Raw genomic sequence first — 17,158 nt, 5'->3', positions numbered from 1 at the left:
CCCGCCGACGGGGCCGGCTCGGCTAGGGTTTGCCAGGTCCCCGAGGGGTCACGGCACGGTCACGGTCACGGCTGTGGTCGCGGCCACGGTGCGGTTGCGCGGCCCACGGTTTCACGGCGAGGTGGAGGTTCGGGATGGCGCTCGTGCGGCTGGAGGTCGCCGACGGAGTCGGGACGATCAGGCTGGATCGTCCGCCGATGAACGCGCTGAGCGCCGCGCTCACCGCCGACCTGCGGGTCGCGGTCCAGGAGGCCACCGAACGTCGCGACATCCGTGCGGTCGTCCTTTACGGCGGCGAGAAGGTGTTCGCCGCGGGGGCGGACATCAAGGAGATGGCCGGGCTGGACGTCGCCGGCATCGCCAGCTGGGTCCGTGACCTGACCGGTGTCTTCGAGCTGATCGCGCGGATCCCGAAGCCGGTCATCGCCGCCGTCACCGGCTACGCCCTCGGCGGCGGGCTGGAGCTCGCGCTGTGCGCCGACTTCCGGGTCTTCGCGGACAACGCCAAGGTCGGCCTGCCGGAGATCACGCTCGGTGTCATCCCCGGCGCCGGCGGCACGCAGCGGCTGCCCCGGCTCGTCGGTCCGGCCCGCGCGAAGGACCTGGTGTTCAGCGGCCGGCAGGTGCGCGCCGCCGAGGCGGAGGCGATCGGCCTCGCCGACCGGGTCGTGCCCGCCGACGAGGTGTACGCGGAGGCTCTGCGGCTGGCGGGGCGGTATGTGGCCGGCCCGGCGCTGGCCCTCGCGGCGGCGAAGCAGGCGATCGACGACGGCTCCGAGCTCGCCCTCTCCGAGGCGTTGCGGCTGGAGTCGGCCCTGTTCGTCGGCCTGTTCGGCACCGAGGACCGCAGGCTGGGGATGGACTCGTTCATCGCGAACGGCCCCGGCAAGGCCGACTTCGTCGGGCGGTAGACCGGTCCTCGGGGGCCTGGTCCATCCGAAGATCTGAGGACTTTGGTCGTTGTGACGACCAAAGTCCTCAGATCGTGTCCGGTAGCAGCGCCAGTCGGAGCCGCAGCCCGAAGCCCGCGGGCCGGGTGGGACTGCGGTGCGCGGCCTGCGCTCAGCGCATGGCCAGGTCGGCGAGTACCGGCTTGTGATCACTGCCGAACTCGGAGCCGACCTGGTAGCCGGTGATCGCGAAGGCCGGTGAGGCCAGGATGTGGTCGATCCGGGCGATCGGCGGAACCGCGAACATGCTCGCGTTCCAGGTCGGGGTCCACCCCGCGCCCACGACGTCATGCGCGTCGCGTACCCCGGCGGAGATCAGCTCGCGCAGCGGCCGGTTGTCACGGGTCGCGTTGAAGTCCCCGGCGAGAACAACCGGGAGCCTGGACGCCGCCACCTCCGCCCGCAGGTGGTCGAGCTGGTCGCGCCACGCCCGCGCGTACTCCCCGCTCGTCGGCGCGATGGTGTGCACGGCGTGGACGACGAACGACCGGCGCTCGTCGACCCGCACCGTCGCCCGCAGCGAGGCGTACCCGGCGACCTCGGGCGTCGCCGCGTCCGAGAGCGGGAACCGGGAGAACACCGCCGCGCCGAAAGCGCCCTCCTGGGGGTGGACCTCGGAATAGCGGTAGTCCGCGAGCGCACCCGAATCGCGCAGCTTCGTCAGCGTCAGCGGCGAGAGCTCGACGAGGACGAGGACGTCCGGGCTGGCGCGGCGGATCTGGTCACCGAGGCGGCCCGCCTCGGCGTTGTGGTACAGCAGGTTCGCCGTCATCACCCGCAGCCGGGCCGAGCCCTGTGGGGCGTTCTCCGGACCACCCGGGAAGAGCTCCGGTACCGCCCAGAACAGGTGTGCCACCGCGACCAGGCCGCAGAGCATCATGAGGCGGCCGCGCCGCAGCGCGAAGCCGATGGCCAGGGCGGCGTACACGGGCAGATAGAGCAACGGCGTCAGCGCGTTGGCCACCGTGTAGGGCCAGGTGATCGCGTCGTCGAGGTGGACGAGCCGCCCGACCGCGATGATGGCGAGAGCCGCCGTGACGAGCCACGCGGCGGCGACCAGCAGCTCCCGCCCCGTCACCGTGGACGGTGCGGTGCCACCGCTTCCCCCGGCGCCCCCGCGCCGCCCCGCCGGGCCGCCCGAACCGCCACCGCTGGTACCGCCGCGGCTGGTACCGCCCCGGCCGCCGCCGGCACCGGTCGGTCCGACGGCGGGGACCGCCGGTGTGCCACCGGCGCCGCCCGTGCCACCTGTTCCGCCTGGCCGGTCGCCGTCGCCGTCGCCACCGGCGGCCCGGCGGCCGCCTGCTGAGGGGGCGCGCAGGCCCAGGCGCCGGCCGACGTCCTTCGCGAGACTCACCTGACAAGCGTGACTGGTCACCGCGTAGCGCCCGGCAGTGGGTCGGACGGAGCATCCGCCGCGGGTCGGACCGGAGCGTCCGGTGCGAGTTCGCCGTGGTCGTTCCGCCGTGGTCGTTTCGCGGCTGCGGCGGGCCTGGGGGAGTGCGTGGGCGGGTCTGGCGGCCGGTCAGCCCTGGCGGCCGGTCAGGCCGAGCTGACCCGCGGGTGCTCCCGGCCGCGATCCACCACGTCGCTGACCCGGTTGCGCCATTCGCGCGCGGCGACCACCTTGGAGAATCCGGCGATCGCCTCGTCCAGCTCGGTGAGCTTGTTGGTGATTCGGGTCGACGAGACCGACCCGGCCAGTTCGACTGCCTGGTAGCCGGCCTCGATCGCCGCTTCCAGATCGGGCCGCGGCCGCCGCAGGTAGGACAGCGCGAGGTCCGCCTCGGCGTAGGCACGGCTGCGGGCGCGGGCCTCGCCCTGCAGGTAGCGCGCCTCCAGCAGCCGTTGCTCCGCGACGGCGGACTTTCCCAGCAGCATGAAGCAGTGGCCCTGGCACTCGGCGACGTCGCCGGAGTTGTAATGCCCGGCCCAGGACGGCGCCTCGCCCGGCTCCCGCGAGATCACCCGTTCCATCTCCGCGAGCGCGCGCATGCAGCCCGACTCGTCGCCGTTTCGGGCCAGGGCCCAGGCCAGCCGGTCCTGCAGCATCGCCTGGACGGGGGGTGCCGACTGCCGCGCGGCCCGGTCGATGGCCGCGCGGGCGAGCGCCAGGCTGTGCCGATGGTGCCCCAGCGCGGCGGCCTGGTCGCTCATGGCCGAAAGAACCCTGCCGGCCATCATGACGTCCTCGGCGTGCTCGGCGAGGCTCAGCGCCTGGATGTAGTAACGCTGCGCGAGGGCCTGGCGGTTGCAGTCCTGGGCGAGCCAGCCGCTGAGCTGCGCCAGCTCGGCGAGGGCGCTGAAGGTGTCGGTGTCGGCGGGGCCGTCCACCGCGGCCCGGGTCCGGTCGTGAAGGAAGGCGACGACCTGGGGGCGGATCTCGCTGCTGCCGAACCGGGCGTCGAGCCGGCGGAAGGTCGCCGTCATGTCCCGGATCATCGCGCCCCCGGACGGGGACGCGGGTGTGTCACCGGTGATGCGGCTGATGACACCGGTCAGGCTGGAAAGAACCGGGTCGGCGAAGGCGGTGGCGGCGAACGCCGCCCCGTCGTGGAGCACGTCACGTCGCCGCATGTCTCGTCCTGAAAGTCCCGCGAGTGTTCTCAGGGTGTCGTCAGGCAGGTCTGCGACGGCGAGGCCCAGGTCGTCGCGTTCGTAGCCCTCGCCTCGCCAGCCGAGGTCGGCCGGCGGAACCGGATAGCCGACCACGGCGGAGAGCTCGGCGGCGGCCAGCTCCGCGACCATCGGGTCCCGCGGCTTCATGCCGCGCCGCCAGTGGCCGACGGTGGTCCGGGCGAGCCCGAGCTCGACGCGGCGCTGTGTTCTGGCGCGGTTGTTGACCTGGCGGGCGAAGCGGGTGTCGGAGATCCCGGCCTCGGCCAGCAGGCGGGCGAACAGACCCGGTGCGGCCGGATCGCGGTCGGTCGCGGTGGCTCCGGTCGCTGTGGTCCCAGCCGCTGTGGTCCCAGCTGCGGAGGCGCCACCTGCGGAGGTCCCGGCCGCGGAGGTCCCGGCCGTGGTGCCGGCTTTGGTGGTAGCGGCGGTGCTGCTGACGGCGGGCTGCCGCGGCGCTCCCGCCGCTGGGCGTGTCGCCGACTGCCGCGGCGCGCCGGCCTGTTTCTCCGGCCCCGTGGAGGTGCGGCCCGACCGGCCCGGATTCCCCGGCCGCCGCTGCTCCGGGGACGCCTTGGCAGTGAGCTCGTCCGTGACCATGTCTACGTCTCCCCCGTCTACGTGGGCGTGGCCGGAGGGCCTCCGTTGTCGGCCCGCGACGACCTCACAGGGCAGAAAGTAGCCGATCGGTCACGCATTTAGGAAGGGGGTGTGCATTAGAGGGACACAATGCACGGTCATGCCGGGACTGGGGACCCTTGTACTTTCTGCGCCCGCACCGCCGACGGCGGGAAGGGTGGGCGACATGGTGGCCCGCGGTATGTGGCACCTCACAGTTCCACGCCCTGGTCGAAGGTGGAGCCGACTGCCGTCATCCCGGCCGCGCCAGCGGTATCCGGTGGGAATCTCCTGACTGTGTAGGGACATCCCGTTGGTGTGGCGTGTTCCGGTCGTCCGGTCCATGTCCGCGGATGTCGTCCAGGGGGCGCGGGCGCCCCGGGGAACGGCCCCGGGGGCCGCTGTGCCGGGGCCGGGATCATCGGGCACGTGCGCGCGTCAGATGCGACGATGCGGGGAGGAGCGACATCGATTTTGCTGGCTACGGAGGCCCCAAGGCGTGAACATCGTCGTTACCGTCAAGCAGGTTCCCGATACCTGGGCGGAGAAGAAGCTCGACGCCTCGGACAAGACCGTCGACCGCAAGAGCGTCGACAACGTCATGAACGAGATGGACGAGTACGGGGTCGAAGAGGCTCTGAAGATCAAGGAAGCCCACGGCGGCGAGGTGACGGTCGTCACGATGGGGCCCGAGAAGGCCGTCGAGACGATCCGCAAGGCGCTGTCGATGGGTGCGGACAAGGCGGTTCACCTCAGCGACGACTCGCTGCACGGCTCGGACGCGCTCGCCACCTCCGCCGCGCTCGCCAAGGTGATCTCCACCCTTTCGCCCGACCTCGTCATCACGTCGTCGGAGGCCTCCGACGCCCGTGGCGGTGTGATGGGTGCCCTGCTTGCGGAGCGGCTTGGGCTTCCGCAGCTCACCCAGGCCCGCAAGGTCACGGTCGACCCGGGCGCGGGCAAGGTCACGGTGGAGCGCCTCGCCGACAACGGCTACGCCCTGGTCGAGGCGGCTCTCCCCGCGGTCGTCGGCGTGGTTGAGAAGATCAACCAGCCGCGCTACCCGTCGTTCAAGGGCATCATGGCGGCCAAGAAGAAGCCGCTGACCAAGCTCTCGGCGGCGGACGCCGGCCTGGACGCGGCCTCGGTCGGCCTCGCCGGCGCCGCCTCCACGGTCGTTGAGTCGCAGCCGGCACCGCCGCGGCAGAGTGGCACCATCGTCAAGGACGAGGGCGACGGCGGCGCGAAGGTCGCTTCGTTCCTCGCGGCGCAGAAGCTCATCTGAGGAAGGCTGTTCGATGGCTGAAGTACTTGTTCTCGTCGAGCACACCGACGGTGAGCCGAAGAAGGTCACGGCCGAGCTGCTGACCCTGGCCCGCACCCTGGGCGAGCCGTCGGCGGTGTTCCTGGGCGCCCCGGGCACCCTCGCGAAGGCGAAGGACTACCTGGCCCAGTACGGCGCCGCGAAGATCTACGTGGTCGAGTCCGACGACGTCGCGAACTTCATCGGCGCGCCCGCGGCCGAGGTCCTGTCGAAGCTGGTCGCCGACACGTCGCCGGTCGCCGTGCTGGCCGCCGCGACGCCGGACTCCCGCGAGGTCGCGGCCCGCACCGCCGCCCGGACGGACTCGGGCCTGATCTGGGACGCGACCGCGCTGGCCCCGGACCTCACGGCCACCCAGGGCATCTTCGGCGGTTCGACGATCGTCAGCTCGAAGGTCACCAAGGGCACCCCGATCGTCGTCGTTCGTCCGAACTCCACCGCGCCGGAGGCCGCGCCGTCGACTCCGGCGGAGACCACGGTCGACATCGCGATCTCCGACGCCGCCAAGGGCGCGAAGATCGTGGACCGTGTCGTCGAGGCCAAGTCGGGCCGGCCCGACCTCACCGAGGCGCAGGTTGTGGTCTCCGGTGGGCGTGGTCTCGGTGCCGCCGAGCACTTCGGCCTGGTCGAGAAGCTGGCGGACACGCTCGGTGCCGCCGTCGGTGCCTCGCGCGCCGCGACCGACGCCGGGTGGTACCCGCACCAGAACCAGGTCGGCCAGACCGGCAAGACCGTGTCGCCGCAGCTCTACATCGCGGTCGGCATCTCCGGGGCGATCCAGCACCGGGCCGGTATGCAGACCTCGAAGACGATCGTGGCCATCAACAAGGACCCCGAGGCCCCGATCTTCGAGTTCGCGGACTACGGGCTGGTCGGCGACCTGTTCAACGTCGTCCCGCAGCTCACCACGGAGATCGAGAAGCACAAGGCGGGCTGATCGCCCGATCCGGTGCTGTGTCCGGCCGGCCGCATCGACGGCCCGGGCGGGCAGGACGGCCGGGTGTGGTTCCTCCGGACAGGGGGCCCGCACCCGGCCGTCGGCGTTACTGACTCCGCTCAGCTCTTCGCAGCCTCATCTCAGCCCCTCACCGACAGCTTCTCGGTTACGCTACGTAGCGATGGGGCGGCGGGAGGTATCTGAGTGTCACTACGTCACGGGCTGCTGGGCCTGCTGGCCGAAGGGCCGGCCAGTGGCTACGACCTCACCCGACGGTTCGAGCAGGTGCTGGGGGCAGTCTGGCCGGCCGGGCATCCCCAGATCTACGGCGAGCTGAGCCGCCTCGCCAGCGACGGGCTCATCGAGATCGACAGTGAGGGACCGCGTGGCCGCAAGGCCTACCGCATCACCGACGCCGGCCTGGCCGAGATCCGGCGTTGGCTGAGCGAACCGTCCGAGGTCGATCACACCACTCGGCTGCAGCCCCTGCTGCGGTCCTTCTTCTTCTGGCTGATGGACCCGGGTGACCTCAACGCCCATCTGGTGCGGGAGGCCGACTTCTTCGCCGCCGCGGCCAGCAGGTACCGGACGTACGCCGACGCCGCCGACCACGGAAATGTGCCGGACACGCCACAACAGAGGTCACTGCGTATCGCGATAGAGGGCGGCGCGCGCCTGTACGAGGCGTTGGCCGCCTGGGCGCGCTGGGCGGCGCAGCGACCAGAGCTGGCGGGCGACCGCTCGCGCCGGTAGGCCGTTCGAGCCGCTGAACCATCCGTGGGGATCTCACCGCGATCCGCCCTGGCCGACGTCCGCACACCGGTGGGTTTGTAGCGGATTCGGCGTCCGCACGTTCATCGGAACGGACTGTTCACACATTCGGCGCGGACCGGGGCAGCGCGTCGTGCGGATCGGCCGGCTGCGCCCGGAGGTCGCTCGGCGGGGCGACCGGGGGCCGCGAGCGCCGGGTGGGCGGCCGTTGCGCGAGGCCCGGTAGGCCGGCGATGCATGTGGCGGGCGGGGTGCGTTCACACCCCGGATCCCTCGTGTATAGTTCCTCCTTACCGCCTGATCGGAACGGAAGAACCGATGGTTGGCGGGCCCAGGATCCTCCGAGGGGGCGCAGACCCCCCGAGGACAGAGCCCGAAAACAGTGCGGTAAGGTTGGAAAGAGTGGCAGTCGCCGGCGAGTCCGGAGCGATTTGACACAAACCCGAAAGCATCGGTAACTTCACCGAGTCGCCGCAGCCGGGGCCGATAGGCCGGACCGGATGAGGCAAAGGCAAAGTGGCAGAATCGCGAAACACGGCGATTTGACACAAGCCCGAAACGCCCGGTACTTTAACCGAGTCGCCGCAGCCGGGGCCGAAAGGCCGGACCGGATGAGGCAAAGGCAGGGCGGAAAGTCGCGAAACACGGCGATTTGACACCGGCCGGAAATACCGAGTAAGTTGAAGACGCACCGGAAACGCCGAAAAGCACCTCTGGTTGCATCTGCTCCTTGAGAACTCAACAGCGTACCGAATAGTCAGTGCCATTTAGTTTTAAACCCCCGTCCATGGCCAGGGCTTAATGTTCTGGTTGTGGTGGGAAATTCCTTTGGCAATGACAGACGATCTTACGAGGATCTGTCTTGCCAGGATCGGTTGGGCTTGGCGGCCCGGCCATCTCTTTCAAGCATTGATGGAGAGTTTGATCCTGGCTCAGGACGAACGCTGGCGGCGTGCTTAACACATGCAAGTCGAGCGAGGAGCTTGCTCCTAGCGGCGAACGGGTGAGTAACACGTGGGCAACCTGCCCCAAGCTCTGGAATAACTCCGGGAAACCGGGGCTAATGCCGGATATGACACTGCTGGGCATCTGGTGGTGTGGAAAGATTTATTGGCTTGGGATGGGCCCGCGGCCTATCAGCTTGTTGGTGGGGTAATGGCCTACCAAGGCGACGACGGGTAGCCGGCCTGAGAGGGCGATCGGCCACACTGGGACTGAGACACGGCCCAGACTCCTACGGGAGGCAGCAGTGGGGAATATTGCGCAATGGGCGAAAGCCTGACGCAGCGACGCCGCGTGAGGGATGACGGCCTTCGGGTTGTAAACCTCTTTCAGCAGGGACGAAGCGAGAGTGACGGTACCTGCAGAAGAAGCACCGGCCAACTACGTGCCAGCAGCCGCGGTAATACGTAGGGTGCAAGCGTTGTCCGGAATTATTGGGCGTAAAGAGCTCGTAGGCGGCCTGTCGCGTCGGCTGTGAAAACCCGGGGCTCAACCCCGGGCCTGCAGTCGATACGGGCAGGCTAGAGTCCGGTAGGGGAGACTGGAATTCCTGGTGTAGCGGTGAAATGCGCAGATATCAGGAGGAACACCGGTGGCGAAGGCGGGTCTCTGGGCCGGAACTGACGCTAAGGAGCGAAAGCGTGGGGAGCGAACAGGATTAGATACCCTGGTAGTCCACGCCGTAAACGTTGGGCGCTAGGTGTGGGGGACCTTCCACGGCCTCCGTGCCGCAGCTAACGCATTAAGCGCCCCGCCTGGGGAGTACGGCCGCAAGGCTAAAACTCAAAGGAATTGACGGGGGCCCGCACAAGCGGCGGAGCATGTGGCTTAATTCGATGCAACGCGAAGAACCTTACCAGGGCTTGACATGCAGAGAAATCCTGTAGAGATATGGGGTCCTTAGGGGCTCTGCACAGGTGGTGCATGGCTGTCGTCAGCTCGTGTCGTGAGATGTTGGGTTAAGTCCCGCAACGAGCGCAACCCTTGTCCTATGTTGCCAGCGCGTCATGGCGGGGACTCATAGGAGACTGCCGGGGTCAACTCGGAGGAAGGTGGGGATGACGTCAAGTCATCATGCCCCTTACGTCCTGGGCTGCACACATGCTACAATGGCCGGTACAAAGGGCTGCGATACCGTGAGGTGGAGCGAATCCCAAAAAGCCGGTCTCAGTTCGGATCGGGGTCTGCAACTCGACCCCGTGAAGTCGGAGTCGCTAGTAATCGCAGATCAGCAATGCTGCGGTGAATACGTTCCCGGGCCTTGTACACACCGCCCGTCACGTCACGAAAGTCGGTAACACCCGAAGCCGGTGGCCCAACCCTTGTGGGGGGAGCCGTCGAAGGTGGGACCGGCGATTGGGACGAAGTCGTAACAAGGTAGCCGTACCGGAAGGTGCGGCTGGATCACCTCCTTTCTAAGGAGCTTTCTGGTTGGGTGCTTTGCCTGTAGTGGGTGGGTGCCTGGCGCAGAGCGAAGGCCGGTCGGATGGCTGGTCTGGTGTGCTCATGGGTGTGGAACGCTGACTTGTTCTGCCGGGTTGGTCTGGTGTTCTGGGTTCCTGTGTGTTCCTGGGGCTGGGTCTTCCTGAAGGATCGGTACGCTGTTGGGTTTTGAGGGAGTGAGATGCCCTCGTGTACGTCCCCGCCCTGGTTGGCCTGTGGCTGCCGGGGTGGGTGTGCGGGCTGGTTCGTGTGGGATACCGCTATCCGTGTTGGGTGGTTGGTCTCACGGGCGCGACTGGTTTCCGTTCGTAGTTTGAGAACTGCACAGTGGACGCGAGCATCTTTATCTTTGTGGCCAAGTTATTAAGGGCGCACGGTGGATGCCTTGGCACCAGGAGCCGATGAAGGACGTGGGAGGCTGCGATATGCCTCGGGGAGCTGTCAACCGAGCTGTGATCCGAGGATTTCCGAATGGGGAAACCCGGCAGGGCTTTAAATCCTGTCACCCGTGCCTGAACACATAGGGCATGTGGAGGGAACGTGGGGAAGTGAAACATCTCATTACCCACAGGAAGAGAAAACAACCGTGATTCCGCGAGTAGTGGTGAGCGAAAGCGGATGAGGCTAAACCAGTTTCGTGTGATAGCCGGCAGGCGTTGCGTGGCTGGGGTTGTGGGACTGTTCGGGCAGGGCTGCCGTCCTGTCGAGGAGTAAGAAAGCGTGTTGTTAGCCGAAGGTCATGCGAATGGACCGCCATAGAGGGTAACAGCCCTGTAGGTGAAAACGGCACGTCTCCTGAACAGTTTCCCAAGTAGCACGGAGCCCGTGAAATTCCGTGTGAATCTGGCGGGACCACCCGCTAAGCCTAAATACTCCCTGGTGACCGATAGCGGACTAGTACCGTGAGGGAAAGGTGAAAAGTACCCCGGGAGGGGAGTGAAATAGTACCTGAAACCGTGTGCCTACAATCCGTGGGGGCTGGGCTTTTCGGAGCCTGGTGACCGCGTGCCTTTTGAAGAATGAGCCTGCGAGTTTGCGGTGTGTGGCGAGGTTAACCCGTGTGGGGTAGCCGTAGCGAAAGCGAGTCCGAATAGGGCGTTGAGTCGCATGTCCAAGACCCGAAGCCGAGTGATCTACCCATGGCCAGGTTGAAGCGCGGGTAAGACCGTGTGGAGGACCGAACCCACCAGGGTTGAAAACCTGGGGGATGAGCTGTGGGTAGGGGTGAAAGGCCAATCAAACTCGGTGATAGCTGGTTCTCCCCGAAATGCATTTAGGTGCAGCGTTGCGTGTTTCTTGCCGGAGGTAGAGCACTGGATGGCCTAGGGGGCCCACAAGCTTACTGAAGTCAGCCAAACTCCGAATGCCGGTAAGTGAAGCGTGGCAGTGAGACTGCGGGGGATAAGCTTCGTAGTCGAGAGGGAAACAGCCCAGATCGCCAGCTAAGGCCCCTAAGCGTGCGCTAAGTGGAAAAGGATGTGGAGTCGCATAGACAACCAGGAGGTTGGCTTAGAAGCAGCCACCCTTGAAAGAGTGCGTAATAGCTCACTGGTCAAGTGATTCCGCGCCGACAATGTAGCGGGGCTCAAGCGCACCGCCGAAGCTGCGGCATACACGTTGTGTATGGGTAGGGGAGCGTCGTGTGGCGAGTGAAGCGGCGGGGTGACCCAGTCGTGGACGCTACACGAGTGAGAATGCAGGCATGAGTAGCGAATGACGGGTGAGAATCCCGTCCGCCGAATGACCAAGGGTTCCTGGGGCAGGCTTTTCCGCCCAGGGTGAGTCGGGACCTAAGGCGAGGCCGACAGGCGTAGTCGATGGACAACGGGTTGATATTCCCGTACCGGCGCTGACGCGCCCATGCTGAACCTGGTTGTGCTAACCGTTCTGGTTCTTGTTCTGCTTTCGGGTGGGGCTTGGGCTGGTCGGGATCCTGGCCAGTAGTAGGCAAGCGATGGGGTGACGCAGGAGGATAGTCCAACCCAGGAGGTGGTTTTCCTGGGGCAAGGGTGTAGGGCGAGACGTAGGCAAATCCGCGTCTTGTGTGCCTGAGACCTGATGCCGAGCCGATTGTGGCGAAGTGGGTGATTCCATGCTGCCGAGAAAAGCCTCTAGCGAGTGTCAGGGCCGCCCGTACCCTAAACCGACACAGGTGGTCAGGTAGAGAATACCGAGGCGTGCGAGTGAACTGTGGTTAAGGAACTCGGCAAAATGCCCCCGTAACTTCGGGAGAAGGGGGGCCACTTCCTGTGTAGGAGCTTTGCCTCCGAAGCGGGGAGGGGCCGCAGAGACCAGGGGAAAGCGACTGTTTACTAAAAACACAGCTCCGTGCGAAGTCGTAAGACGATGTATACGGAGTGACGCCTGCCCGGTGCTGGAACGTTAAGGGGACGGGTTAGCTCTTCGGGGCGAAGCTCAGAACTTAAGCGCCAGTAAACGGCGGTGGTAACTATAACCATCCTAAGGTAGCGAAATTCCTTGTCGGGTAAGTTCCGACCTGCACGAATGGCGTAACGACTTTCCTACTGTCTCAACCACAGACTCGGCGAAATTGCACTACGAGTAAAGATGCTCGTTACGCGCGGCAGGACGGAAAGACCCCGGGACCTTTACTACAGCTTGATATTGGTGTTCGGTTCGGTTTGTGTAGGATAGGTGGGAGACTGTGAAGCTGGGACGCCAGTTCCGGTGGAGTCGTTGTTGAAATACCACTCTGGTCGTACTGGATGTCTAACCTCGGTCCGTGATCCGGATCAGGGACAGTGTCAGGTGGGTAGTTTAACTGGGGCGGTTGCCTCCTAAAGGGTAACGGAGGCGCCCAAAGGTTCCCTCAGCCTGGTTGGCAATCAGGTGTTGAGTGCAAGTGCACAAGGGAGCTTGACTGTGAGACAGACATGTCGAGCAGGTGCGAAAGCAGGGACTAGTGATCCGGCGGTGGCTTGTGGAAGCGCCGTCGCTCAACGGATAAAAGGTACCCCGGGGATAACAGGCTGATCTTGCCCAAGAGTCCATATCGACGGCAAGGTTTGGCACCTCGATGTCGGCTCGTCGCATCCTGGGGCTGGAGTAGGTCCCAAGGGTTGGGCTGTTCGCCCATTAAAGCGGTACGCGAGCTGGGTTTAGAACGTCGTGAGACAGTTCGGTCCCTATCCGCCGCGCGCGCAGGAGACTTGAGAAGGGCTGTCCCTAGTACGAGAGGACCGGGACGGACGAACCTCTGGTGTGCCAGTTGTTCTGCCAAGGGCATGGCTGGTTGGCTACGTTCGGAAGGGATAACCGCTGAAAGCATCTAAGCGGGAAGCTCGCTTCAAGATGAGGTCTCCCACAGGGTAGCCTGGTAAGGCCCCCGACTAGATGATCGGGTTGATAGGCCGGAGGTGGAAGTGCGGTGACGCATGGAGCTGACCGGTACTAATAGGCCGAGGGCTTGACTACATATGATTCTGCTGTTTTGCGTCCACTGTGCGGTTCTCGGGCTGCGACCGGAGGGTCGGGTCTGATGGTGTTTCGGTGGCTTTGGCGAAGGGGAAACGCCCGGTTCCATTCCGAACCCGGTAGCTAAGCCCTTCAGCGCCGATGGTACTGCGTGGGGGACCGCGTGGGAGAGTAGGACGCCGCCGGACTTCTTTCCGATGGGGTTGTTTCTGGTCTTGTGGCCGGGGGCAACCCCATCGGCATTTTCGCGTTCTGTCACGTTCCACGCGGGGCACGCAGCCGAGGCCCGGTGAACCGTTGCCCCACGCGTGGCGCGCTTCAGACCACCCCGAGGTCCGCAGCCCCTGAGACGCGGTCGACAGCGGCACGGTTGGCCCCAACTCCATGGACGTCCTACTATCGGACGTGCCAGCGGGAGTCGGTGGCATCGGTGGCAGCCGAGCGTCGTCCAGGGAGCGTGGCCATGAGCGCAGTTACCGCGGCGGAGGCGGAGCAGGAGATCCCGTCGTTGCACGTGCCCACCGGGCCGGTGCGGGTCGTCACCGCGGCAGCTCTGTTCGACGGTCATGACGCCGCGATCAACATCATGCGGCGCATCCTCCAGGCGCAGGGTGCGGAGGTGATTCACCTCGGGCATGACCGCGGGGTCGATGAGATCGTGACGGCCGCCATCCAGGAGGACGCGCAGGCGGTCGCGATCTCCTCCTACCAGGGCGGCCACGTCGAGTACTTCAGCTATCTCGTCGAGCGGCTGCGCGAGCGCGGCGCCGGGCACGTGCGGGTCTACGGCGGCGGTGGCGGTGTCATCGTTCCGGAGGAGATCGATCTTCTGCACTCGCGTGGCGTGGCACGGATCTTCTCCCCGGAGGACGGCCGGCGGCTCGGGCTGGCCCTCATGGTCAACAGGATCGTCCGGGAAAGCGATGTGGACCTGGCGGCGGTCACGCCGGCACTGGGAGATCTGCGGTCCGGCGGCGATGCCGCGCTGGCCCGGGCGATCACCGTGCTCGAGAGTTCTCGGGATGGCGCCTTTGCCGCTGCCGTCCGGGATGCGGCGGCCGCCGACCGGCCGCCGGTGCCGGTCCTCGGCATCACGGGCACGGGTGGATCAGGCAAGTCCTCGCTCACCGACGAGGTGCTGCGACGCTTCCGGCTCGATCAGAGCGATTCGCTGCGGATCGCGGTACTGGCCGTCGACCCGACGCGGCGACGCGGCGGCGGAGCGCTGCTCGGCGACCGGATCAGGATGAACGCGCTGGCGATGCGGCCGGATGCCGGCCTCGAGCCGGCGGGGCCGAGGCCGGGCGGTGACGTGTCGCTGACCTTCTTCCGGTCGCTGGCAACGCGAAAGGCCGGGCGGGAGCTGCCGGAGCAGTTCGCCGACATCGTGTCGGCCTGCAAGGTGGCGGGCTATGACCTGGTGATCGTCGAGACCCCCGGAATCGGCCAGGGCGACGCGGCCATTGTGCCTTTCTGCGACGTCTCCCTGTATGTCATGACGCCCGAGTACGGGGCGTCGTCCCAGCTTGAAAAGATCGACATGCTCGACTTCGCGGACGCGGTGGCCGTCAACAAGTTCGAGCGCCGTGGTGCCGAGGACGCGCGGCGCGATGTCGCGCGTCAGATGGTCCGCAATCGGGAGGAGTTCGGCGCGGAGTGGGAGGAGATGCCGGTCTTCGGCACCTCCGCGGCCCGCTTCAACGACGATGGCGTCACGGCGCTGTACTTCTACCTGCGCGACCTCCTCGGTGAGCGTGGTCTGGAGCTGAAGCAGGGCGCGCTGGAACCCGTGGAGGTACGGGTATCCAGTGGTCTGACCACGGTCGTTCCGCCGGCCCGGGTCCGCTATCTCGCGGAGATCGCGGATGCTGTCCGTGGCTACCACGCCCACACGGAGGCACAGGCGGTGCTGGCACGTCGTCGCGAGCACCTGGCCACCGCGATCGCCGAGCTCGAGGCGCATCAGCAGGGCACCGGGCCGGACCGGGCCGGGCAGGAGCTGGCCGGGCAGGCCGAGCAGCCGGACCTGCGGTTGCTGCGAAGCCTGCGGGATGCCGCCGAGTCGCGCCTCGATGCCGAGACGCGGGACCTGATCGAGTCCTGGCCCGCGCTGCGCGCGGAGCGTTCCGGCGACGAGATGGTCTACACCGTGCGCGGCCGGGAGATCCGCACTCCGCTGGTACGCACCACTCTCTCCGGAACCTCACTGCCACGGGTGGCCGTTCCGGAGATAGACGACGACGCCCGGCTTGTGCGGTTCCGCCGGCGGGAGAACCTGCCGGGGCTGTTTCCGTTCACCGCCGGGGTCTTTCCCTTCAAACGGGTTGGTGAGGCTCCGGCGCGCATGTTCGCCGGGGAGGGCGACCCGTTTCGGACCAACCGGCGCTTCCACCTCCTCTCGGCGGATTCGCCGGCCACTCGGCTCAGCACAGCCTTTGACTCGGTGACCCTTTACGGACGTGATCCGGGTGCCCGGCCCGACGTCTACGGGAAGATCGGTACCTCAGGTGTGTCCGTCGCCACGCTGGATGACATGAAGACGCTGTTCGCCGGCTTCGATCTGTGCGCGCCGACGACCAGTGTCTCGATGACGATCAACGGGCCGGCGCCGGCCGTTCTGGCGATGTTCCTGACCACGGCGGTCGACCAGCGGCTCGACCTCTTCCGGGTGGAGCATGGCCGTGAGCCCCGGGCGGCCGAGGCCGCCGAGGCCGCCGCCTGGGCGCTGGCGAACGTGCGTGGCACGGTCCAGGCGGACATCCTCAAGGAGGACCAGGGCCAGAACACCTGCATCTTCTCGACCGAGTTCGCGCTGCGGTGCATGGCCGACATGCAGGAATGGTTCATCGCCAACCAGGTGCGCAACTTCTACTCGGTGTCGATCTCCGGCTACCACATCGCGGAGGCCGGGGCGAACCCGATCAGCCAGCTGGCGTTCACGCTCGCGAACGGTTTCACCTACGTCGAGGCGTACCTGGCGCGCGGCATGAACATCGACGACTTCGCCCCGAATCTTTCGTTCTTCTTCTCCAACGGCATGGACGCCGAGTACAGCGTGATCGGCCGGGTCGCCAGGCGCATCTGGGCGGTGGCCATGCGCGAGCGCTACGGTGCGTCGGAGCGCTCGCAGAAGCTCAAGTACCACGTGCAGACCTCGGGCCGTTCGCTGCACGCGCGCGAGATGAACTTCAACGACATCCGGACGACTCTGCAGGCTCTGTGTGCGATCTATGACAACTGCAACAGCCTGCACACCAATGCCTACGACGAGGCGGTCACCACGCCCACCGAGCGGTCGGTCCGGCGTGCGCTGGCGATCCAGATGATCATTGATCAGGAATGGGGGCTTGCCGGGAACGAGAACCCCCTGCAGGGCTCGTTCGTGATCGATGAGCTCACCGACCTCGTCGAGGAGGCCGTCCTCGCCGAGTTCGAGCGGATCTCGGAGCGTGGTGGCGTTCTCGGGGCGATGGAGACCGGATACCAGCGTGGCCGCATCCAGGACGAGTCGATGCTCTACGAACGGCGCAAGCACGACGGTTCGCTGCCGATCATCGGGGTCAACACCTTCCTCGGCCCGGACGACGACGAGGAGGTCGCACACCAGCTCGAGCTGGCCCGGGCCACCGAGGAGGAGAAGCAGTCACAGCTGCGCCGGCTCGAGGAGTTCACCTCAGGCAACGCGGCCGAGGCCGCCCTGGCGCTCGACCGTCTGCGGAAGGTCGCGACAGCGGGTGGCAATACCTTTGCCGCCTTGATGGACGCGGTGCGGGTGTGTTCGCTCGGTCAGATCAGCGCGGCGTTCTTCGAAGTCGGCGGGCAGTATCGCCGAAACATCTAGCCACCTCCGGCGGCGTTGACGTGCTGCGGCAGCGCGGTCGCGCAGCCGTGACCATCATCCGCCACATCGGTCATCGGCTACATCGTCATCATCGCGTGAAGATGTTGTACGCCCGGCGCCGGTGGCTCGGCACGTGGTTGTGGACGAGCCGAGCCACCGGCACACTGCGCCGGCGGGCCCCGCCTGTTGCCAAGGTCCGCGAATGGCACGTGGGAATGGCA

Annotated in this window: 7 protein-coding genes and 3 rRNA genes; 8 read left to right on the top strand and 2 right to left on the bottom strand. The window is 66.6% G+C overall.

Features of this window, described 5'->3' with window-relative positions; genetic code table 11:
* The first annotated feature begins 134 nt into the window (after positions 1-134).
* Complete coding sequence (locus ACG83_RS05965) at positions 135-911, top strand: enoyl-CoA hydratase/isomerase family protein (protein WP_054565048.1); 777 nt, start codon at positions 135-137, stop codon at positions 909-911.
* 151 nt (positions 912-1,062) lie between these two features.
* Here ACG83_RS05965 and ACG83_RS05960 read toward each other — a convergent pair whose 3' ends face one another.
* Both ACG83_RS05960 and ACG83_RS05955 read right to left on the bottom strand, forming a co-directional pair.
* Positions 1,063-2,307 (bottom strand): endonuclease/exonuclease/phosphatase family protein, encoded by a 1,245-nt coding sequence (locus ACG83_RS05960; protein WP_235497684.1) that lies wholly within the window; start codon positions 2,305-2,307, stop codon positions 1,063-1,065.
* Positions 2,308-2,492: 185 nt separating this feature from the next.
* Positions 2,493-4,166 (bottom strand): transcriptional regulator, encoded by a 1,674-nt coding sequence (locus ACG83_RS05955; protein WP_083473031.1) that lies wholly within the window; start codon positions 4,164-4,166, stop codon positions 2,493-2,495.
* Between the two features lie 517 nt (positions 4,167-4,683).
* On the opposite strand from ACG83_RS05955, the gene ACG83_RS05950 reads away from it, so the two are divergent.
* The 7 genes from ACG83_RS05950 to icmF all read left to right on the top strand — a co-directional run bounded on the left by ACG83_RS05950 (position 4,684) and on the right by icmF (position 16,937).
* Positions 4,684-5,469, top strand: a complete 786-nt coding sequence (locus ACG83_RS05950; RefSeq protein WP_006544089.1) for an electron transfer flavoprotein subunit beta/FixA family protein — start codon at positions 4,684-4,686, stop codon at positions 5,467-5,469.
* 13 nt (positions 5,470-5,482) lie between these two features.
* Complete coding sequence (locus tag ACG83_RS05945) at positions 5,483-6,445, top strand: electron transfer flavoprotein subunit alpha/FixB family protein (RefSeq protein ID WP_006544090.1); 963 nt, start codon at positions 5,483-5,485, stop codon at positions 6,443-6,445.
* A 204-nt stretch (positions 6,446-6,649) separates the two neighbouring features.
* Complete coding sequence (locus ACG83_RS05940) at positions 6,650-7,198, top strand: PadR family transcriptional regulator (RefSeq protein WP_054565047.1); 549 nt, start codon at positions 6,650-6,652, stop codon at positions 7,196-7,198.
* Between the two features lie 927 nt (positions 7,199-8,125).
* Positions 8,126-9,633 (top strand): 16S ribosomal RNA (locus ACG83_RS05935).
* Between the two features lie 381 nt (positions 9,634-10,014).
* Positions 10,015-13,096 (top strand): 23S ribosomal RNA (locus tag ACG83_RS05930).
* 71 nt (positions 13,097-13,167) lie between these two features.
* A 5S ribosomal RNA gene (gene rrf, locus ACG83_RS05925) occupies positions 13,168-13,284 on the top strand.
* Together the 16S, 23S and 5S rRNA genes form the textbook arrangement of a ribosomal RNA operon.
* A gap of 275 nt (positions 13,285-13,559) precedes the next feature.
* On the top strand, positions 13,560-16,937 hold the full coding sequence (icmF, locus tag ACG83_RS05920) for a fused isobutyryl-CoA mutase/GTPase IcmF (protein ID WP_054565046.1): 3,378 nt from the start codon (positions 13,560-13,562) through the stop codon (positions 16,935-16,937).
* Positions 16,938-17,158: the final 221 nt, after the last annotated feature.

It is taken from the genome of Frankia sp. R43, assembly GCF_001306465.1.
Classification (GTDB): domain Bacteria; phylum Actinomycetota; class Actinomycetes; order Frankiales; family Frankiaceae; genus Parafrankia; species Parafrankia irregularis.
The sequence above is the reverse complement of the archived record's forward strand: the minus strand, read 5'-3'. Positions and strand labels throughout refer to the sequence as shown.

Bases quoted from the DNA above. Each gene is read 5' to 3' on its own strand.
- ACG83_RS05965 (WP_054565048.1), top strand. From the start codon at position 135: ATGGCGCTCGTGCGGCTGGAGGTCGCCGACGGAGTCGGGACGATCAGG.
- ACG83_RS05955 (WP_083473031.1), bottom strand. From the start codon at position 4,166: ATGGTCACGGACGAGCTCACTGCCAAGGCGTCCCCGGAGCAGCGGCGG.
- ACG83_RS05945 (WP_006544090.1), top strand. From the start codon at position 5,483: ATGGCTGAAGTACTTGTTCTCGTCGAGCACACCGACGGTGAGCCGAAG.
- icmF (WP_054565046.1), top strand. From the start codon at position 13,560: ATGAGCGCAGTTACCGCGGCGGAGGCGGAGCAGGAGATCCCGTCGTTG.